Here is an 18,623-nt window from a genome sequence, read left to right on the forward strand (position 1 = left end):
TACAGGAGTGTCATTCGATTAGGGCAATGCGATGACGAGAAATGTGTACATAGTACGGAAAATATCCATTCGTCCAAGAATATTTGCTTGATTAGTATTAATATAGTCAGCTGATGAATTGACTTACTTGACTATCAAGTCCATTAAGGCGTCGTGACACGACTCATGGGCGCGCCCTGTGCAGAATCGTGCAACGCCCTCTCTAGAATGGGCAAGACTTAACTCTCGTTGGGACCAGAACCACATGGATATTGCCGAAACGCCCCCGAAGAACAGCGATATGTTGATCGAGCTCACCGCGGACGTCGTCGCCGCCTATGTCAGCAACAATCCTGTTCCTGTTGGTGAGTTGCCCAATCTCATCGCTGATGTTCATGCCGCACTTGGTCGTGTGGGTGGGACCGTGGAACAGCCGCCTGCCGATAAGCAGAAGCCGGCTGTCAATCCGAAGCGCTCGGTTCACGACGAATATATCGTCTGTCTTGAGGACGGCAAGAAGTTCAAGTCGCTGAAGCGTCACCTGATGACCCATTATGGGCTTACGCCGGACCAATACCGCGAAAAGTGGGGCCTGGATGCGAGCTACCCAATGGTGGCACCGAAATACGCCGAGGCCCGCTCGCAGCTTGCCAAGAAGATGGGGCTGGGCCGCAAGCGTAAGACCCGCTAGGCCATAATCTCACGCTCACTAGCTTCTGCGGCGCCTTCAGGCGCCGCTTTGCTTTGTCGATGTTCGTGCCTGCGGCTGCCGAAACCGCGGGGCGGCTGCTGCGCGGCGACGACGTAGAAATCCGAGATCTGGATAGATTGCTCAGGCAGCCTGTGTCAGCGCGGTTTCGGCGTCATGCTTGATGCGCTTGACCATGGAGCGAAGGCCATTGGCCCGCTGGGGAGACAGGTGCTCATCGAGCCCCAAGGTCTTCAGCGTGGCATCCGCGTCAGTCTTCAGGATTTGGCTTGCCGGACGCCCAGAAAACAACGCCAGCATGATCGCCACCAGCCCGCGAACGATGTGGGCGTCGGAATCGCCTTGGAACGTCAGTACGGGGTCGACGTCGCCGCTGCGTTCCGTGGTCAACCACACCTGGCTCACGCAACCCGGCACTTTGTTAGCGGGTACGCGTGCGCTTTCTGGAAACTCAGCGAGCGATTCACCCAGTTCGATCACGTAGCGATAGCGGTCCTCCCACTCGTCGAGCAGGGAGAAGTCATCGCGGATAGCGTCGATTGTCGTCGTCATGAAGCGGATATAGTCACGACGCTGTGCACAGTCACGGAAAAAGAAAAACCGCAGACGCCGAGAGGGAGGCAGCCTGCGGTGATGTCGAAGGTCGGCAAGGGATCAAGGCTCTCAAAGCGAGGCGGATCGAGATCAGCTGTTCGGATCGGGACGGGCGGATGGTGTCGGAATGACGCTGCCGGTAATGGTCGCGTGATCGGCGGCAGGAATGGTTTCAGCTGGTCGTGCGACTTGCTCTTCCGGCCGTTCGTCCAGCATGTCAGCCGCGATGCGCGCGGTTTCCTTGGCCCGAACCGTGATGGTGTGTACTGCAGCCTTGCCGGTCTCGCAGACATCGGGCTTGCGCTCGCACATGCCGGCAATGTCGCCGACGGCATCGCGGGCGGCCAGCAGTGCCTGGATTGGATTGACGCTTTCGCCGGTCTTGTCTTCAGAGTTGAAGCTGAAGGGCAGCACAAGCAGAACCAGCGAGAACCAGAAAGCGGCTCTAAGCAGGAAGAACATGACTTTACCCTCTCGTTGCGACCGGATCGCTCATCGGTGGCGCGATCTCATTGTTGAGGATGATCCTGGCATAACCACACAAAGAACGGCTTGCAGCATGCCGGAGAATTTTCTTCAAATTTTATGCAATCGGGAAAGGGACGGTTTTTGATTCAGATCGGGCTAAAAGGCGGTTCTTTCCGTTAGGCCGGTGATAACCATCTAAACCTTTGCTTTTACTGCTATTTTTAGACCCCGTCTCCGACGGTACCCCGAAACCCCAAAAATGCCGGAAAATCGCTTCGGCTAACCGGGCGTTTACCATGAGCACAAACGGCTGGGCACGGATGCCTTGGGATGCCGATATTTGGCTGGGAGATCGCCTCGCCCGGGCTCGTTTTATTCATTCCTTAAACGCTGAATGCGAGTTTCGAACCAACCAAAAGTGATCTGCGAAGAAGCAGACGTTACGTTTGAGAGTGCGTTGCGTTGAATTCGATTGCGACCCGTTATGTTGATCTGCCCGACGCCGTTGCCGCTGGCTGCGAGCGCCTCGTGCATACGCGCGTCGCCGATTCTGCTGCGCGTCGCATGCAGCGTCGCTTCATTGGTCTGATGTTGGCCGTCCCCTTCCTAGCTGCAAGCATGGCAGTGGTGCTGGTCACGGCGAGGCTGGGTGCCGGTGTCACGGTCGCCACCATTTTCGCCGTCTTCGGTCTTTCCTGGTTCATGGCTTTGCTGGTAGCCGCAACCGGGCGGCTCATGCCGACTGCTTGCGTGGCGCTCGGTGCTGCGTCGCTTGGCCTGGCAGGATTTATTGCCGCCGCCGGTGGGCTTGCTTCACCCTTGCTTGTCCTGGCGCTCGCGCTTCCTGCAGAGGCGCTGTTTGTCGGCGGTACCCGTCGCGCAGCCGGTTTCGGTTTTGTCGGGGCGATCGCAGCAATCATCCTGCCGTCCGTGCTGACGTCCTTGCTGCCAGTGGAGGCACCGGCAGCTTGGCACTGGTTGTTCCCCGTTGCGTGGGGCCTGAGCTGGCTGCCGCGCATGCGCGGGCTCAAGATGTCTCTGGGCGCGAGCGATACTGTGCAGGAACCGGCGCAGCTGGAAGATGTCATCGACGCTGTCGTGCTGCGTATCGGCCGGAATGGCGAGGTACTGGACGCATCGTCCCAGTCGCGCACGCTTTTGAAACTCGCGCCGGAATTGTTGTCCGGCACCGGATTGTTCGACCGGGTTCACTTGGCCGACCGCGTTGCCTATCTGTCGGCACTCGCCGATATGCGGGAAGGGGCCACGCTGCGTCGGGTCGAACTTCGTATGCGTTTACCGAGGATCGATGCCGCCGGCGCCGGCGGAAACCACCGGCCGTTCGCCTTGGAACTGATGCGTGCGGGCGAAGAGATCGTCGCGCTGCTGCGCGCAAATGACGAGACGGTGGATCTGAAGGATGCGCTGGCCACCGCTCGCGAATCCGCGGCGGGCGCCGATGTCGCCAAGGGTCGCTTCCTGGCTGCCGTCAGCCATGAGCTGCGTACACCGCTCAATGCCATCATCGGCTTCTCCGACATGCTGCTCAACGAAATCTTCGGCGGCTTCAAAGACCCTCGCCAGAAGGAATATGTCGAACTGGTGCGCGATTCCGGCCAGCATCTCCTGGCTGTGGTCACCTCCATCCTCGACGTTTCCCGCATCGAATCGGGCGCCTATTCGGCTCAGCCCGAACCGTTCCGTTTTGCCGAGGCTGTCGAGATGTGCCAGTCGATGATGCGCATTCAGGCCGAAACGAAGCACATCAAGCTGACAACGCAAGTGCAGGCCGATGCCGGCGAGATCAACGCAGACCGTCGAGCCGTACAGCAGATTCTGATCAACCTGACCTCGAACGCCATCAAGTTCACGCCAGATGGTGGTGCCGTTTCTATTGGCGCGCGCCGCATCGGTTCACGGCTGCATTTCTGGGTCAGCGACACCGGCATCGGTATCGCGGAGGCGGATCTCTGCAATCTTGGCAAGCCTTTCATGCAAATCCAGAATGATTACACCCGGCGTTTCGAAGGCACTGGGCTCGGCCTGTCGCTGGTAAAGGGTCTCGTCGGCCTGCACGACGGTACGATGTCGGTGGAAAGCGCTCTGGGCGAGGGCACCAAAGTGACGATCAGCCTTCCCGTAGACGGTCCGAAGGGCAGCGCGTCAAAGCCGACGGTGCTGCCGATCGCTCATCCGCCCAAGACTGAAAAGGAGGTTGGCCTTGGCAGCCCGCTCCGCAAGACAGCCTAAAAAGGGTGCGCGCAACAAGCGCCCCGGCATGTTGCAGACCAGTGCCGCGGCACTGGGCGAAGCGATCGCCAACAACCCCGTCCTGGTGGGCGGATCGACCGCTTTCCTGGTGACGCTGTTCTACGTATCGGCCAACGCGCTCTGGTATCAGCCCGGCCTGCATACAGGCGCCTTCTTCGCCACACGCAGTTTTCAGAATTTTCCGGCGACGGCTCCGCAGGAACCGGAAACGACAATCAACATCGAGCGCCCGGAACCGCAGGCGTCAGCCACACAGTCCGTTCCGGTGGTGGGTGCCAAGGCCGACCCGATCGTGCAGCGCGTGCAGGGCGTTCTGAAGAATATCGGCTATTACGACGGCACGATCGATGGTCTGACCGGCCCGGCGACGCGCAAAGCGATCGAAGCCTACCGGCAGAAGATGGGACTGCCGGTTTCCGGCACCATCGACGAGGCGCTGCTGGACCAACTCGGCATTGCCGGCACCACCGCTTCCGTCGTGCCGCAGCCTGCTCCGCGCGACGAGTTGACCGGCGGTGTGGCCAAGCCAACGGCCGCGAACGCCATACGGGATCAACCCAGCCTCGATGCCCGTATCGTCAAGATCCAGGCGGGACTGCGCGCTTTCGGCAATGACGACATCAAGACAGACGGTATGATCGGCGCCCGCACGAAAGCTGCCATCCGAGAGTTCCAGTCCTTGTTCGGCTTGCCCGAGACCGGCGAACCGGATGAAGCCGTATACGCAAAGATGCGCGAGATCGGCCTGACCAATTGAAGCGGCAACAGGCTGGACAGTGGCGTTCGCGCTGCTACAGCATCAATTCATGATCAGCTTTTTCAGACAACGCAGTCTCGTGGGCGGAGATCGTCCATGCGTGTAACCACGGACCTCTGGGTGTCTGCACTCACACGCAGGGTCTTCGCTTCGACCGGCTTCGCAGCGATCATACAGCGTGGCGCCACCGAAGCCGGTGCTGTGTTCGTCCTGACGCGAGACCGCTTTGGCGAGGTGACGCTCTACGGACCAGCGCCGCAGACCAGCTACGACGACGCCAGACCGGACGAACGGCTGTTCAGCAAGCTCGAGACGACGCTGGACGAAGAGATCGTCACCAAAAGGCTGGAGCGCGAAAAGAAATTCGATCCCGACATCTGGGTGGTGGAGATCGAGCCGGGATCAGTGCGGATCGACGAACTGATCGCAATCACGACGTCTTGAAGAATTTGCCGGCCTCCGGCTGCGTCCCTGTGGGCACATCGGAATTGGCCGTCGTCTGACGGGCGTCACGCAAGCCCGGCGACATGGCTTCCGCCTGCCATTGGCTGAGCTGGTTGCGTGCGACTTCCGGCGGCAGCAGGCGATAGCGATCGAGGAACAGACGGATCGCCTGTGGATGCGGGAACAGGCCGGGGAAGACGGTGACAGCGATGAGGAAGGCGGGATCATCGCCGAGGTCTAGCGCGCGCAACGCGGCGAGCAGCCGCGAATAGTCCTCCGCAGCGACGATCGAATGCGCCGTGGCGAAATCGATCTGCAGGACATCGGCGAGTGCGGTCTTGAAGAAGGCGGTGTTGCCGCTGAGTGCCGTCTCGCGAAGCTTCTGGTAAGGACTGCAGCCCCGCGTTCCGGTCTGTTTCGCGGCTGCTGTGGTGGAAACGTGCCTGTCGGCCATGATGGCACGCAGTCTGTGACGGGCATCATCCGCCGCCTCTCCAGGCTTTGGCTTCGTGGGTGCCGTTTTCTCCGCTGCCTTGTCGGCGTCCTGCGCGACCGTCAGCGCAGGTCTCTCCAGCGCGCGGATCAGATGGCTGATTGCGGGGTTGAGATCCTTGCGGCGGGCAATGGCGCGCGCATGCGGCAGGCCATGTCGGCCGATGATTGCGATGAGATCGACGTCGGTCAGCACCACGGAGCGGATCAGCAGGGGAGCCGCGACGTCGACCTTTGCATCGGCCAGCCTGAGCACCAGCTGGCGGGGGGCATATTCGGTTTCAGATAGAGCTGCCGCACCGAAACGCAACGCCTCGTCGGAAACATCGTCGAACAGCGGCAGCGCAAGGTCTTCCAACTGTGCGATCTCACGACGTGACGGGCGCGGCAGCGAGCAGAATGCTGAAATCGCAGCGCGAAACAGCCGCTCGGCCTTTCGCGTTTCTGTCCGCATAGCAATTTGCCGGAAGTCGGAAGAGGACACGGGTCACGCCTGTACAAATCACACGATCCGCCTTCCTTCCGCCGGAGCATGACTCGGCAAAGGAAGCGCGCGAACAATCTTCAAATTAGCGACGATCCGTTAGCGCTCCGTTAACCCTCTGAGAGCCTAATCACAGAAGGAGGCGTTGCGTTTGTGCTCTGGGTACAACCTGAGAGGAATGCGCGAACCATGGGACAGATACTGTCTTTCACGCCGCGGTCGGCGGCACCGAACAGACTTCCACGCAGTGCTGATACGGCTGCGGCCGTGATCATCTTCCCCGGCGTCCGCTACGAGCGGCCGCAGGAAGCTGGCGCGACTGCAACAAACACGACGCCGACACCGGCGCCGTTGCCGCGTCACTGAGACAAGGAAGTCCGCTATCGTCAGAACTGCTGCAGTTCGCAGGAGCTCTGGTCGAGAAACTTTGCGACCGTGGGCCGCCAGCTTTCATCCGGCACAAAAGCGCGCAACACGACAATACCTTCGTCGATAGGGGCTTCGACGAAGATGGAGCCTTCGAAACCGTCCGGCAACGCTTTACGCACCTCGATCATTTGCGCTGGCGTCAGCACGACCGCATCCATCTGTCCTTTGGTCGCAGAGCGGTCGTTGAAACTGTAGATGTTGTGGCCGTTGCGGTCATACACCGAGACCGACCAGAACGGCACCGGGCCCGGGGCCGTCACTTGAACCATGCCATCGGCAAGATCGAAGCGGCAGGCTGCCGCGTAGAACGATGGATCGATCGACTTGATGGGCGTGGGACTGCCGGGCTGCGCGTCGAGCCGTGTCATCGTGTAGAAATCCGCTTTCATGGCGAGATTCGACCATGCGTCTCGTTCCGAAAACTGCGGCACAAGCAAAAGCACGACGATGTGCACGATCGCGGCACCGACCAGGCCGACGAGGATGGCGTGCAGGAGCTTACCCATTGCAGCCTGTCCTGACGATGGTGGGCAGCTTCACGTCGGAGAGCCCGGTCGAGGCTGCAATCGGGGTGTCGTAGAAATTCATCACAAAACGTAGCGGTCCCGAGCCGGAGATCGGCAGCCAGTTGCCGGGCGCGGCGTTCGGAGCCACGGTAATGACTGAAGAATTGTCTGGCTGCCGCAAGATCTCATGCGAGTGCAGGACAGCCCGGTGCGGGCGGCCGGAAGCAATCGGATCGAGCGCCTGGTCGGCGACATACAGCGTCCAGAAGCGTGCCGTCGGGAAGCCACCTTCGATCGTGTAGCTGCATTCGCGCAGGAGATCCTCGCCTCTCGAATCGGTTTCGGCGATGAAGGAAAGGCCCTCGGCACGGCCGAGGGTCAGTGCGCCCTGGCGTGCCACTCGCGCCTGCGAATATGGATCGGCGTCCAGCGTGCCGATGTCGGGGAAGGCAGTCCAAGGTCCGATGCGGATCGCGCCGGCACCGCTCTGAGCATCAAGTGTATACCAGACACTGCCGCCGCCGAGCCCGATGGCGATAGCTAAAGACAGCAGCGTCAGCAATGCGTTTTTCAGCATGAAGGCTCATCAGGACAGGAACAGTTCCAGCAAAAGTGCGTAGCGGTTTTGCGTAGGAACAAAAAGCTAGAGCGCGTCCGCGTTTCCGTGAAAAAGCGAAACGCTCTGGTGTTCATCGCGACATAGCGGCGGGAGGAGTTGCAGACAAGCCTGGCGTTTTCCGCAACCGTCACAGCGCCGAGAGCTTTTCTGACGAAGCCGGTGGGGTGAGTGCAGGAGCCGCCTCGAAGGTGTTGGAGAGCGCGCGCAATGTCTGCGTCGTGCGGCTGGACAGCACAGGCGGCCGTTCCGCCGCAATCCTGGCCTCTTCTTCCGCAGCCTGCTTCTTTTGCGCTTCCTCGGCCTTCGCCGCCACCGTCTTGTCGACGAAAGGTTGATCGATACCAGGGATCGGTTTCAGGTCTATGTTCTGATGGGCGTAGACCATCATGCGTTGCCAGATCATGGCCGGCAGCGAACCGCCCGTCATTTCGTTGGTGGGACGGAAATCGTCGTTACCCAGCCAAACTGCTGCCGTGTAGTTGCCGGTGAAGCCGACATACCAGGCGTCGCGATAGCTCTGTGTGGTGCCGGTCTTGCCGCCGGAGACAATGTTGGGCAGGGCGGCACGGCGTGCCGTGCCGATAACAGGTACCTGGGTCAGCATGGAATTCATCGACCGCAACGCCTGTTCGGAAAGCACGCGGCGAGGCGAAGGCGCATCCTTGGCCCAGTCATAGACCACTTCGCCGGTGTGGGTGACGAGTTGAGTGACGCCATGACGGGTGCCGACATAACCGTTCTGAGCAAAGACCGAATATCCGGTCGCCTGGTCCATCACCGTCATTCCGGAAGTGCCGAGCACCATCGTTTTGTGCGATTCCAGCGGCGATTCCACCCCCATATCCTCGGCCATTTTCTTGATGGGCGGTATGGACAGGGAGTCTTTGGCGAGCCTGACCGGTACGGTGTTGATGGAGCGCACGAAAGCATTGAGCAGCGTGATCTTGCCACCGAAACTGCCGCTGTAATTCTTTGGCGACCAACTGCCCCAACTGATCGGCCCGCTCGACACCACGGAGTCCGGCGTGAAGCCATGCTCCATCGCGGTCGCGTAGACATAAGGCTTGAATGAGGAACCTGTCTGGCGCAGTGCCCTGGTGGCGCGGTTGAATTGGCTGGCGCCATAATCGCGGCCGCCGACAATGGCACGCACCGCGCCATTGGTTTCGATGACCACCACCGCGCCTTCGGTGACACGGTATTCCTTGCCATATTGGCGAAGGTGAAACTCGACCGATTCCTCGGCAGCATCCTGGATGTTTGCGTCGAATGTAGTATGGGCGACCAGCGAATGCGTGCCCTTGGGCGCGATCTTCTTGACCTCGTCGAAGGCCCAGTCAAGAAAATAGTCCGGGCTCTTGCGCTCGCCACGGTCAACGACATTGGCCGGGTGAAGCCTGGCCTGCAGCACCTGGCCCTCCGACATGAAGCCGCTGTCGACCATGTTGTTGAGCACGACATTGGCGCGGGCGCGGGCCGCCGGCAGATTGATATGCGGGGCGTATTTGGTCGGCGCCTTGAACAGGCCGGCGAGCATCGCCGCCTCGGCCAGGGTCAGGTCCTTCACGCTCTTCCCGAAATAGAAGTCGGCTGCGGCCTCGATGCCGAACGTGCCGCCGCCCATATAGGAGCGGTCCAGATAGAGCTGCAGGATCTCTTTCTTGGAAAGATTGGCCTCCAGCCATAGCGATAGAAACGCTTCCTTGACCTTGCGCTCCAACGTGCGTTCGTTGGTGAGGAACAGGTTCTTGGCGAGCTGCTGCGTGATCGAGGAGCCGCCCTGCACGACTGAATTGGCGCGCATGTTTTCCGTCAGGGCGCGCACCAGGCCAAACAAGTCGATTCCGTAGTGATCGAAGAAGCGCCGGTCCTCAGTTGAAAGAACCGCCTTGATAACATGATCGGGCATCTGATCGACCGGCACGGAATCGCGTTGGATGATGCCCCGCTGACCGATCTCGTTGCCGTAGCGGTCGAGGAAGGTGACGGCAAAATCGCCTTGGGCGCGCCAATCCTTCGACGTTTCGTCGAAGGCCGGCAGGGCCAGCGCCAGCATGGCGACGGAGGCAACGGCACCAAGCGTGAAACCCTCCGAGAGGGCCTCGATCAGCCAACGCCGCCAGCCCGTGACCTTGAAGCGGCGGAAGAAGATGGTGGCGGCTTCCCAAAATTCGCCGCCGCGATAGCGCAGTTCATAAAGGCTGGAATCCAGCCACGCGTCCAGCGACAGGAGCCAGGCTGCAATCGGGCCTCTTTTCTTGCGCGGTTCCTGGGGAGTGCTCATCGAGGCTGGTTACACGCTGGTTGCGCCTTGGCGCCACTATACTCGTTTGCCGCGCAATCGGGAACGCAGCCGGACCTTGTACGATCACCGCCGACTATTCGTCGATTGCAGCGACGCTGGCAAGAGCCATGCCATTGGACGCGCGATTGGTGAAGGGAGGGTAAAGGCGTGTGCGGCCTCACTGCTCCCTTCGGCCAAGACACTACGGAGATGGCTGCCCTTTCATGATCTTTGCGGCGGCGTGGACAACCGCGGGCAACGACATCAGACAGCAACTGGCAGGTCCAGATTTGCATACGCAGTTGTCCTGCAGGCAGCGTCCAGCGATAAAGACGCATGACGCAGCCTTCTCATGACCAGCCCGATCTTCGCCGGCCGAATTTTGAATGGCGTGGTGCCTTCGAAAACGGCGAAATGAATGTGCTGCATGCCGAATGCTTCGAGCATGCATTTTTCGATGACGACTGGTGGTCCCAAGTCAATCGTTTCAGTCTTGGCTGGGTGACTGCACGCGCTTCGGGCGAGCTTGTTGGCTTTGTCAACGTCGCGTGGGATGGCGGCGTGCATGCCTTCCTGCTCGACACGATGATATCTCCGACCCATCGTCGTCGAGGGCACGCGTCCGAGCTCGTGCGGGTCGCGACCGAGTATGCCCGGGCTTCGCGTTGCGAATGGCTGCATGTCGACTTCGATCCGCATTTGCGGGACTTCTATTTCCGCGCCTGTGGATTCAAACCGACGGATGCAGGGCTGATCCAACTGGGCTAGATCCCCTGTCATTCAGCACTCGTTGCCCTTGTCCTTTTGGCTTGGACTTGCGCCAATCTTTGGTGCAGAGATCGGTTTGGATTGGTGCAATCGCTGGAGCTCCACGTTCGAAACACCGATGGCCGGTTCAGGGGAGCCTCAGAAATCGCAACGTGTTGCGGAAACCGAACCTTCTGGGAAGCGGATGCAGGGAGGTCAAAAATCCGAAAATCGTGACGGAACCAAAATCGCCTGCGATTGTTACTGCGCCGGTTTTGATTGGGGGGAATGCAGGCCAGGAGACTAAGATGAACGATCATGCCGCCGACCGCCGGGCCGTCGATGGCGACATGATGTTCGAACTCTTCTCCGACAAATGGACCCTGCTCGTCCTGAGGCGAATTTATCTCGATGGCGGTGCGGCACGTTTCAACGCACTCAAACGACAGATAGCCGGTATCAGTCAGAAGACGCTTACACAGTCCTTGCGGCGACTTGAGCGCAACGGGCTCGTCAGCCGACACCTCGTCGATACCGCCCCTCCCGGGGTCGAATATAGCCTTACGGCGTTGGGCAATTCCTTGAAGTTGCCCTTGAGCGTGCTGCGCGATTGGTCCGAGAGCAATGCTCATGCGATTCATCACGCACAACAAATTTTCGATCAGAAGCAGACCAAGTCGCCTCGTTCTATGGTCGCTTGACCGATTGTGGCATCATTGCAACACGAATAAGACGCTATTCGCGATGGGTGGATGTGGTCGCAACTGGTATCAAAATTAATACTATTCCATATGAATCGCAGCACACAAGCAATTGTACAATGAAATCAGGGATATATAGATTTAAGGTATCGAAATGGATACTTATATTGAATTAAGGATGTTACAGATCGGTAACATTTTTGTTATCGGGGTCGCGGCCGCAAATTATGCATAGTCCGACCCGTTCGGATCGGGAACTTCCGGCAGCGTTTTGCTTGCGACTGGGGGAACTTGACGGTCCTTAAGTGTGAACAGGGGATATCAGTGAAAATCCACACCCTTCTTCTCGGCTCGGCAGCGGCTTTGATCGCCGTTTCCGGCGCTCGCGCCGCCGACGCCGTTGTCGTCGCAGAGCCGGAACCGGCTGAATACGTCAAGATCTGCGACGTCTACGGCGCCGGCTACTTCTACATCCCGGGCACCGAGACCTGCCTGCGTATCGGCGGTTATGTCCGTTACGACGCTGGCCTTGGCGATATCGGTTCGTTCGACGGTGCCAAGACCCGTGATCGCCTCGATGGCGATGAGCAGGACACCTGGCAGAAGAACGCCCGTCTGGCCCTGCGTACCTGGACCGGCCAGGAAACCGAATACGGCACCCTGAAGACGTTTACCGAAACCCGTTTCAACTTCGGCAACCGCGACGGTAGCGGCGAAGCCGGCAACAAGGGCGACATCCAGCTCAAGTGGGCCTGGATCCAGCTCGGCGGCCTGCGCGTCGGTAAGGACGAGTCGGCCTACGACACCTTCTCGGGTTATGCCGCAAACGTCATCCAGGATACGCTCGTTCCTTACGGCGAGTTCGATACCAACCTGATCAGCTACACCTTCGATGCCGGCAACGGTTTCTCCGCGCTCGTGTCGCTTGAACAGGGTTCGGGCAGCTACGACACCTACGTCAAGGACGGTGACGGCAACTGGGTCTTTACCGACGACAATGACCAGACGATCGACAGCTACGTTCCGAACGTCGTTCTCGGCGCCAAGTACACCCAGGGCTGGGGCGGCATCTCCGGTGTCGTCGCCTACAACAGCTCCTGGGAAGAGTGGGCCGGCAAGGTTCGCCTGGACGTAAACGCGACCGACCAGATCTCGCTCTTCATCATGGGCGGCTACGGTACCGACGACAACATCTACCGTAGCTTCTACAAGCCATGGGGTGGCAACTGGGCCGTCTGGGGCGGCGGCACTTACAAGTTCAGCGAGAAGACTTCGTTGAATGCGCAGGTGTCGTATGACGAAGGCGAGACCCTCGGCGTCGCCGTCAACGTCGCGCATCAGCTGGTTCCGGGCTTCACCGTCACGGCCGAAGTTGATTACGTCAACGAAGGCAAGTTCGGCGATGCCGACTATCGCGGTAGCTGGTCCGGTGCAGACAAGGACAGCAGCGTCGGCGGCATCCTCCGCTTCCAGCGCGACTTCTAAGACAATCCTCCTTTAGCGGGTGCCGGCTTGACCTCCAGTCATTCGCTCTTTTTATCGAGGTGATGTTTCACCGAAGAATGGCCCGGCCCTTGGCCGGGCCATTCTTTTTTGGAGATGACTATCGAGCCACACAGCGGCCGGCTTGCCAAGCTGGCTCCAGCCTTTGGTCCAGAATTCGCCTTTGCATTGACGTTGCGTCAATCGTGGTTGCCGCTTCCGCTTCCTGATGGCGATAAGTGTTCGTCGCTTGGTTGGTCGAAAGATCAAAGGAGGACTGAGCGCGTTTTCATCAAAGTGGAGGAGACACTATGGAACGTGCAAACAGGAGTTTGGTCGGGGCGATGTGCGGCATGGCTCTGGCCATGAGCGCGGCTGCTGCTTCGGCCGCCGACAAGCCACGCGCTCGCGATCTCGGTATCCCGTTCGTAGGGACGCCCGGACCGAACAACGCAATTACCGATGTACCGGGGGTCACCGTCGGCTATTCGACGATCATCGAGGGCGAGGGCAAGATCCAGGTCGGCAAGGGGCCGGTGCGTACCGGCGTCACGGCAATTCTGCCGCGCGGCAAGGCCTTCGGTCCATCATTCGCCGGCTGGTATTCGCTGAACGGCAATGGAGAAATGACAGGAACGACCTGGATCGAGGAAAGCGGTTTCCTCGAAGGGCCGATCATGATCACCAACACGCACAGCGTCGGTGTGGTGCGGGACTCAGTGATTTCCTGGGAGGCGGAAAACAATCTGGTCGGTCCGCATTTCCGCGATCTTTATTGGCGGCTGCCGGTTGTGGCCGAAACCTGGGACGGGATCTTGAACGACATCAATGGCATGCACGTGAAGAAGGAGCATGTCTACACGGCACTGGATACGGCGAAATCCGGCCCGATCGCCGAAGGCAATGTCGGCGGCGGCACCGGCATGAACTTGTTCAACTTCAAGGGCGGTACCGGCACCGCTTCGCGCAAGCTGTCGGCTGAGGATGGCAGCTATAATGTCGGCGTGCTCGTCCAGGGTAATTTCGCTTCTCGCGCGGACCTTACTGTCGCAGGCGTTCCGGTCGGCAAGGAGATCACCGATCTGATGCCGGACGTGTCATGGAAACGCGAGGAAGCAGGATCGATCATCGTTGTGGTCGCGACCGACGCGCCGCTGCTGCCGCATCAACTGAAGCGTCTCGCGCGCCGCGTGCCGCTCGGCATCGCTAAGACCGGCGGCTATGGGGGCAACGGCAGTGGCGATATCTTCATCACTTTCTCGACTGCGAATCCCGAGGCTTTCAATCAGGAGAAGAACACGACGGTCGAAATGGTTTCCAACGACAAGATGAACCCGCTCTTCCATGCAACTGCCGACGCCACGGAAGAGGCGATCATCAACGCGATGGTTGCGGCGGAGACCATGAAAGGTCGCGACGACAATGTCTCCTTCGCCATTCCGCATGATCGCCTTCAAGAAGCGCTGAAGAAGTACAACCGGCTGTCGAAATAGGCTCTCTGAGTGGCCGGCCTCGTGCGGGGTCGGCCAACCTCACTACATGCCGCAGCGACTATGCTTGCGATGCCGTGATGCGCTTGTGCACATTGTCCAGGCTCTGGGCAAAAATATCAAAAAGCCCGGCATCGGCGAGTTCGCGCAGGATCTGCTCGTTGATGCCCCCGCGCGTTGCGTATTCCTGCGACAAATGCATGAACCCGGCATCGGGTGCCGTATCCGGAGCGTTTGCCAGCGCCTTGAAGAGCGAGACGATGTAGTCGCGTCCCTTGTTTTCATCGACATCTTGGCTTCTCAGCCAGCTATGCACGGTATCGAGATACTTGAAATAGCTGGCATAGGTCGCAGTCGCGACGCTGAGGGCGTCAAACTCGCGTGCGTCCTCGACCTCGATGGATTTCCCAAGTTTGCCGAAGAAGGCGGCGATGTCCTTGTCCGGCGGGCAGATGATCGTGGCCCCTTGTCTTAATGCGATCATCGGCATTGGCAACGCCTTGGCGAGCCGCTGCGCCGGCGCAACCAGTGTGGCTATCTCCTGGAGCGAAATCGTCGCGATAAGGCTGACGACATGATGATCCGGTCTGAATTTCAGCGACGGGATCACCTCATGCGCGAGTTGCGGACGAACCGCCAGCATAACGGTATCGCTGCCGTCGAGCACTGCCTGGTTGTCGGGCGCCACATGCACATCCGCGAATCGCGAGGCGAGACCAGTCGCTATCTCCTCGTTGCGAGGCGACAAAAGAACAGAGACCGAACTATCGGCGAAGGATTTCAATCCGGTAACGATCGCGGCGGTCAGTGCGCCGGTGCCGATGAAGCCAAGTTTCATATGATGCCCAATACAGCTGGTTCGGAATCGCCGACGACCATAGTCGCGAGAGCCATACGGGCAAAGCCGCGCTCTTCCGAATCCGTTCGCAGTTCGGGATCGATGGAGCGCCTCGTCTGCTGGCTATGGGGCCGCCTGATCTGGCGGCGGCTGCCGAACGAGCGTACGCTGCGCCGATGGCGAAGAAAGCAAAGCGTCCTCGGATGGCTGGAGCGCAAGCGGCGATGAGCAGAGGTGCAGCTGCCGCTGATCTGCACAAGGTGCTGTTCGACCGACTGAAGGGCGACACCCTGCTGACGTCGGCACTGGGAGGCGCGAAGATATTTGATCAGGAGCCCGCCAACGTCATCTTTCCGTATCTCACCGTTGGCCGCACAGGTGTCTACGACTGGAGCACAGCCACCGAGAGCGGTTCTGAACAGTTGATCACGCTGCAGGTTTGGTCGAAGGCCAAGGGCAGGCATGAGACGCAGGCGATCATGCGGTTGATCCGGCAACGGCTGGACGCCGGGTTGTTGGCGTTGGGAACCCATCATCTGATCAAATTACGTTTTGAATTCTCCGAAATCCGCCATGACGACGATCTCGCCGTCCACCACGGCCTTGTCCGCTATCGCGCTGTGATCGAGGATGCTGCCTGAACCCTGGTGGGTCCAGGTTGGTTTTGGACTGTTGTCGGTCGCGGTTTGGATCGGTTAAGGTCGTGCAGTTCGCTTCCCCGACGGGTTCAGAACACAAGACATTGCGGCCGGTGTTCATTTCGTGTTCAGCCCCGGTGCGCTAATAAAGGCGCCATGAACAGGTTCCGTTTCCTTCTTCGGTCATTTGTGCTGGCGCTTGGCGTCGGCGGGCTGCTGGTTGCTCCGCCGGCAGGCGCACTGCCGATCTCGTCGCCTGTCTACGCCAAGCAGGTGATGAGTATAGCCGCCGACTGCTATGCGATCGGCCAGGAAGTCGCGGCCCAGAACGGAGGCACACTTGCCAAGGCTTCATCCGCCACGCGGGGCGGGCAGGCGGTCTGTGTCATCGTCGTGCTCGTGCCGGGTAAGGATGGCGAGCGTCCACGGCGGGCCGAGATGGTGGTTCCGGCAGGCTGAGCAGTCGTTTTCCGCAACCTGGAATCGGCTTATATCCTTACTGAACAATCGAACAGAACGACACGAGGCAGGATGCGCGTACTGGTGGTCGAGGATGACAAGGAACTGAATCGGCAACTCGCCGAGTCGCTTGTCGATGCTGGTTACGTCGTCGATCGCGCCTATGATGGCGAAGAAGGGCACTATCTCGGCGACACGGAGCCCTATGATGCCGTCGTGCTCGATATAGGCCTGCCGCAGATGGACGGAATCAGCGTCGTGGAACGCTGGCGCCGTGACGGTCGCAAGATGCCCGTGCTGATGCTGACGGCGCGCGATCGCTGGAGCGACAAGGTCTCCGGTATCGATGCCGGCGCGGATGACTATGTGACGAAGCCTTTCCATATCGAGGAAATTCTGGCGCGTGTGCGCGCTCTGATCCGCCGCGCAGCCGGGCATGCTTCTTCCGAGCTTAGCTGCGGTCCGCTGCGTCTGGACACGAAGGCTTCCAAGGCCGATGTCGACGGGGTGCCTTTGAAACTCACCTCGCATGAATTCCGTCTTCTTGCTTACCTGATGCATCACATGGGCGAGGTCGTATCGCGCACCGAACTGGTCGAACATCTTTATGATCAGGATTTCGACCGCGATTCCAATACGATCGAAGTCTTCGTCGGAAGGCTGCGCAAGAAGATGGGTGTCGACATGATCGAGACCGTGCGCGGCATGGGCTACCGCATGCGTGAACCGGAGGCGTAAGGCGGAACCGCTTGCCACCACCACACGGACCAAGAAAAGGGCGCCGTTGCGTTTCTGGCTGCGCTCGCTGACGTTCCGCGTCGTCGCTTTCTCTTCGATCTGGGCGGTAGTGACGCTGATCGTCATCTTCACGCTGATCACCACACTCTACCGCCAAGCCAGCGAGCGTGGCTTCGACAGTTTGCTTTCGGCGCATTTGTTCAACCTGATCGGGTCTGTCGGTATTTCCGATAAAGGCGTTTTGATCGGTGCACCGGACCTCGGGGATCTGCGTTTTTCCGAACCCTTTTCCGGCTGGTACTGGTCGGTGGAACCGGCGTCGGAAGGGGTCAGCGGCCATCTGCGTTCGTCTTCGATGATTGCGCAGACATTGCCCTCGCCAAGCATCAGTGAAGTGCCCTTCAACTCCAGCTTCCAGCGCAGCTATTCGACGCGGGGATTGAAGGGCGAAAGACTGCAGGTCTTCGAGAGCGAGTTCGTACTCGATGCGAAGAACCACATCGCCCGCTTCAGGGTCATGGGCAACAAGAGCGAGTTGGAGGAAGAAATCCGCTCCTTCCAAGGGCGGCTGCTCACTTATCTTTCATTGTTCGGCGCCGGCATGATCGCCATCAATGCCATTGCCATCCTGCTTGGCCTGCAGCCGTTGCGGCGTGTTCGGGCCGCGCTCGCCATGGTGCGCGAGGGAACGGCACAGCGGCTCGGCGGCAATTTCCCATCCGAAATCGAGCCGTTGGCCAATGAAACCAATGCGCTGATCGAGAACAACAAACGCATTGTCGAGCGTTCGCGCACCCAGGTGGGTAATCTTGCCCACTCGCTGAAGACACCGCTCGCAGTGCTGTTGAACGAGGGGCGGGCGCTTGGCGGCCAAAAGGGTCAACTGATCACCGACCAGGCAGCATCCATGCAGAAACAGGTCGAACATTATCTGCAGCGGGCGCGCATCGCTGCCCAACGCGACAGTGTCGTCTACCGCACGCCTGTGGCGCCACTCGCAGAGCGCATGGTGCGGGTGATGCAGAAACTTAATCCGAAGGTTGCGCTTTCCCTTTCCTTGCCAGCGGAAGCAATTATCTTTGCCGGCGAACGCGAGGATCTCGAGGAGATCATGGGCAATCTGCTCGAAAACGCGATGAAGTGGGCGCGCGGCACCGCCAGGATCACCGCGAGGCCGCTTGCGGTCGCTGGAGATGGCGGCGATCATTTCGAAATCCTCATAGAGGACGATGGCCCAGGCATTCCGGAAGACAAGGCGCGCGAGGCCCTGCAGCGCGGCAAGCGCCTGGACGAAACCAAACCCGGGACAGGGTTGGGACTGGCCATCGTGGCCGACCTGATCAAGGAGTATGGAGGGACATTGGCCTTGGAGCGCTCGCCGCTCGGTGGGCTGAAGGCGATTGTGCGCCTGCGCAGCGTCCAGTGAAGATCGGCAATATGGGGTGGCCTGCGGCCCAATTTCAGCCCAATATCGAGGCTATCGCCGCGGCTTCG

General features: G+C 59.7%; 20 protein-coding genes. 13 read left to right on the forward strand and 7 right to left on the reverse strand.

Translation table 11 applies throughout. The annotated features are described in order from the left end of the window. The first annotated feature begins 244 nt into the window (after positions 1–244). Entirely contained in the window at positions 245–670 is a 426-nt protein-coding gene (locus L4923_RS20480) for a Ros/MucR family transcriptional regulator (protein ID WP_239368542.1), read from the forward strand. A gap of 141 nt (positions 671–811) precedes the next feature. Here L4923_RS20480 and L4923_RS20485 read toward each other — a convergent pair whose 3' ends face one another. Both L4923_RS20485 and L4923_RS20490 read right to left on the reverse strand, forming a co-directional pair. Next, on the reverse strand, positions 812–1,240 hold the full coding sequence (locus L4923_RS20485; RefSeq protein ID WP_239368544.1) for a SufE family protein: 429 nt from the start codon (positions 1,238–1,240) through the stop codon (positions 812–814). A 132-nt stretch (positions 1,241–1,372) separates the two neighbouring features. Then, positions 1,373–1,744 (reverse strand): DUF5330 domain-containing protein, encoded by a 372-nt coding sequence (locus L4923_RS20490; protein ID WP_239368546.1) that lies wholly within the window; start codon positions 1,742–1,744, stop codon positions 1,373–1,375. A 570-nt stretch (positions 1,745–2,314) separates the two neighbouring features. Between L4923_RS20490 and L4923_RS20495 the strand changes: the two genes are divergently transcribed. The 3 genes from L4923_RS20495 to L4923_RS20505 all read left to right on the forward strand — a co-directional run bounded on the left by L4923_RS20495 (position 2,315) and on the right by L4923_RS20505 (position 5,222). Next, positions 2,315–4,000: an ATP-binding protein gene (locus L4923_RS20495; protein WP_239368648.1), complete on the forward strand. Its 1,686-nt coding sequence runs from the start codon at positions 2,315–2,317 to the stop codon at positions 3,998–4,000. Positions 4,001–4,028: 28 nt separating this feature from the next. Then, complete coding sequence (locus tag L4923_RS20500; protein WP_239368650.1) at positions 4,029–4,778, forward strand: peptidoglycan-binding protein; 750 nt, start codon at positions 4,029–4,031, stop codon at positions 4,776–4,778. A 96-nt stretch (positions 4,779–4,874) separates the two neighbouring features. After that, positions 4,875–5,222: a DUF1491 family protein gene (locus L4923_RS20505; protein WP_239368548.1), complete on the forward strand. Its 348-nt coding sequence runs from the start codon at positions 4,875–4,877 to the stop codon at positions 5,220–5,222. Here the strand turns inward: L4923_RS20505 and L4923_RS20510 are convergent. Then, positions 5,209–6,168, reverse strand: coding sequence for a DUF2336 domain-containing protein (locus tag L4923_RS20510; protein ID WP_275448503.1), 960 nt, complete (start codon positions 6,166–6,168; stop codon positions 5,209–5,211). The two genes, L4923_RS20505 and L4923_RS20510, sit on opposite strands and share 14 nt — an antisense overlap. 219 nt (positions 6,169–6,387) lie before the next feature. Between L4923_RS20510 and L4923_RS20515 the strand changes: the two genes are divergently transcribed. Beyond that, a complete protein-coding gene (locus L4923_RS20515) occupies positions 6,388–6,564 on the forward strand; it encodes a hypothetical protein (RefSeq protein WP_239368552.1) in 177 nt (58 codons plus the stop codon). A 20-nt stretch (positions 6,565–6,584) separates the two neighbouring features. Here the strand turns inward: L4923_RS20515 and L4923_RS20520 are convergent, their stop codons facing one another. The 3 genes from L4923_RS20520 to L4923_RS20530 form a co-directional block, all read right to left on the reverse strand. Continuing rightward, a complete protein-coding gene (locus tag L4923_RS20520) occupies positions 6,585–7,133 on the reverse strand; it encodes a DUF1254 domain-containing protein (RefSeq protein ID WP_239368553.1) in 549 nt (182 codons plus the stop codon). Continuing rightward, positions 7,126–7,710, reverse strand: a complete 585-nt coding sequence (locus L4923_RS20525) for a DUF1214 domain-containing protein (protein ID WP_239368555.1) — start codon at positions 7,708–7,710, stop codon at positions 7,126–7,128. Before L4923_RS20525 ends, L4923_RS20520 begins: the two co-directional genes overlap by 8 nt. Before the next feature lie 169 nt (positions 7,711–7,879). Beyond that, positions 7,880–10,036 carry a transglycosylase domain-containing protein gene (locus L4923_RS20530; protein ID WP_239368557.1) on the reverse strand — a complete coding sequence of 719 codons (2,157 nt, stop codon included), beginning with the start codon at positions 10,034–10,036 and terminating at the stop codon, positions 7,880–7,882. A gap of 414 nt (positions 10,037–10,450) precedes the next feature. Here L4923_RS20530 and L4923_RS20535 point away from each other — a divergent pair, with 414 nt between their 5' ends. The 4 genes from L4923_RS20535 (at position 10,451) to L4923_RS20550 (ending at position 14,459) form a co-directional block, all read left to right on the forward strand. After that, positions 10,451–10,804: a GNAT family N-acetyltransferase gene (locus tag L4923_RS20535; RefSeq protein ID WP_239368559.1), complete on the forward strand. Its 354-nt coding sequence runs from the start codon at positions 10,451–10,453 to the stop codon at positions 10,802–10,804. A gap of 287 nt (positions 10,805–11,091) precedes the next feature. Further along, positions 11,092–11,484, forward strand: a complete 393-nt coding sequence (locus L4923_RS20540) for a winged helix-turn-helix transcriptional regulator (RefSeq protein ID WP_239368561.1) — start codon at positions 11,092–11,094, stop codon at positions 11,482–11,484. A 324-nt stretch (positions 11,485–11,808) separates the two neighbouring features. Continuing rightward, positions 11,809–12,969: a porin gene (locus L4923_RS20545; protein ID WP_239368563.1), complete on the forward strand. Its 1,161-nt coding sequence runs from the start codon at positions 11,809–11,811 to the stop codon at positions 12,967–12,969. A gap of 308 nt (positions 12,970–13,277) precedes the next feature. After that, on the forward strand, positions 13,278–14,459 hold the full coding sequence (locus tag L4923_RS20550) for a DmpA family aminopeptidase (RefSeq protein ID WP_343303756.1): 1,182 nt from the start codon (positions 13,278–13,280) through the stop codon (positions 14,457–14,459). 58 nt (positions 14,460–14,517) lie between these two features. Here the strand turns inward: L4923_RS20550 and L4923_RS20555 are convergent, their stop codons facing one another. Further along, positions 14,518–15,294 (reverse strand): pyrroline-5-carboxylate reductase, encoded by a 777-nt coding sequence (locus L4923_RS20555; protein ID WP_239368565.1) that lies wholly within the window; start codon positions 15,292–15,294, stop codon positions 14,518–14,520. A gap of 224 nt (positions 15,295–15,518) precedes the next feature. Between L4923_RS20555 and L4923_RS20560 the strand changes: the two genes are divergently transcribed. The 4 genes from L4923_RS20560 (at position 15,519) to L4923_RS20575 (ending at position 18,555) form a co-directional block, all read left to right on the forward strand. Continuing rightward, complete coding sequence (locus tag L4923_RS20560; RefSeq protein ID WP_239368567.1) at positions 15,519–15,935, forward strand: DUF3168 domain-containing protein; 417 nt, start codon at positions 15,519–15,521, stop codon at positions 15,933–15,935. A gap of 153 nt (positions 15,936–16,088) precedes the next feature. Continuing rightward, a complete protein-coding gene (locus L4923_RS20565; RefSeq protein WP_239368569.1) occupies positions 16,089–16,391 on the forward strand; it encodes a hypothetical protein in 303 nt (100 codons plus the stop codon). Between the two features lie 72 nt (positions 16,392–16,463). Then, a complete protein-coding gene (locus L4923_RS20570; protein ID WP_239368571.1) occupies positions 16,464–17,129 on the forward strand; it encodes a response regulator transcription factor in 666 nt (221 codons plus the stop codon). Continuing rightward, positions 17,113–18,555 (forward strand): ATP-binding protein, encoded by a 1,443-nt coding sequence (locus L4923_RS20575; protein ID WP_343303759.1) that lies wholly within the window; start codon positions 17,113–17,115, stop codon positions 18,553–18,555. Before L4923_RS20570 ends, L4923_RS20575 begins: the two co-directional genes overlap by 17 nt. Positions 18,556–18,623: the final 68 nt, after the last annotated feature.

The sequence above is a fragment of the Terribium retamae genome, assembly GCF_022347545.1.
Taxonomy (GTDB): domain Bacteria; phylum Pseudomonadota; class Alphaproteobacteria; order Rhizobiales; family Rhizobiaceae; genus Mesorhizobium; species Mesorhizobium retamae.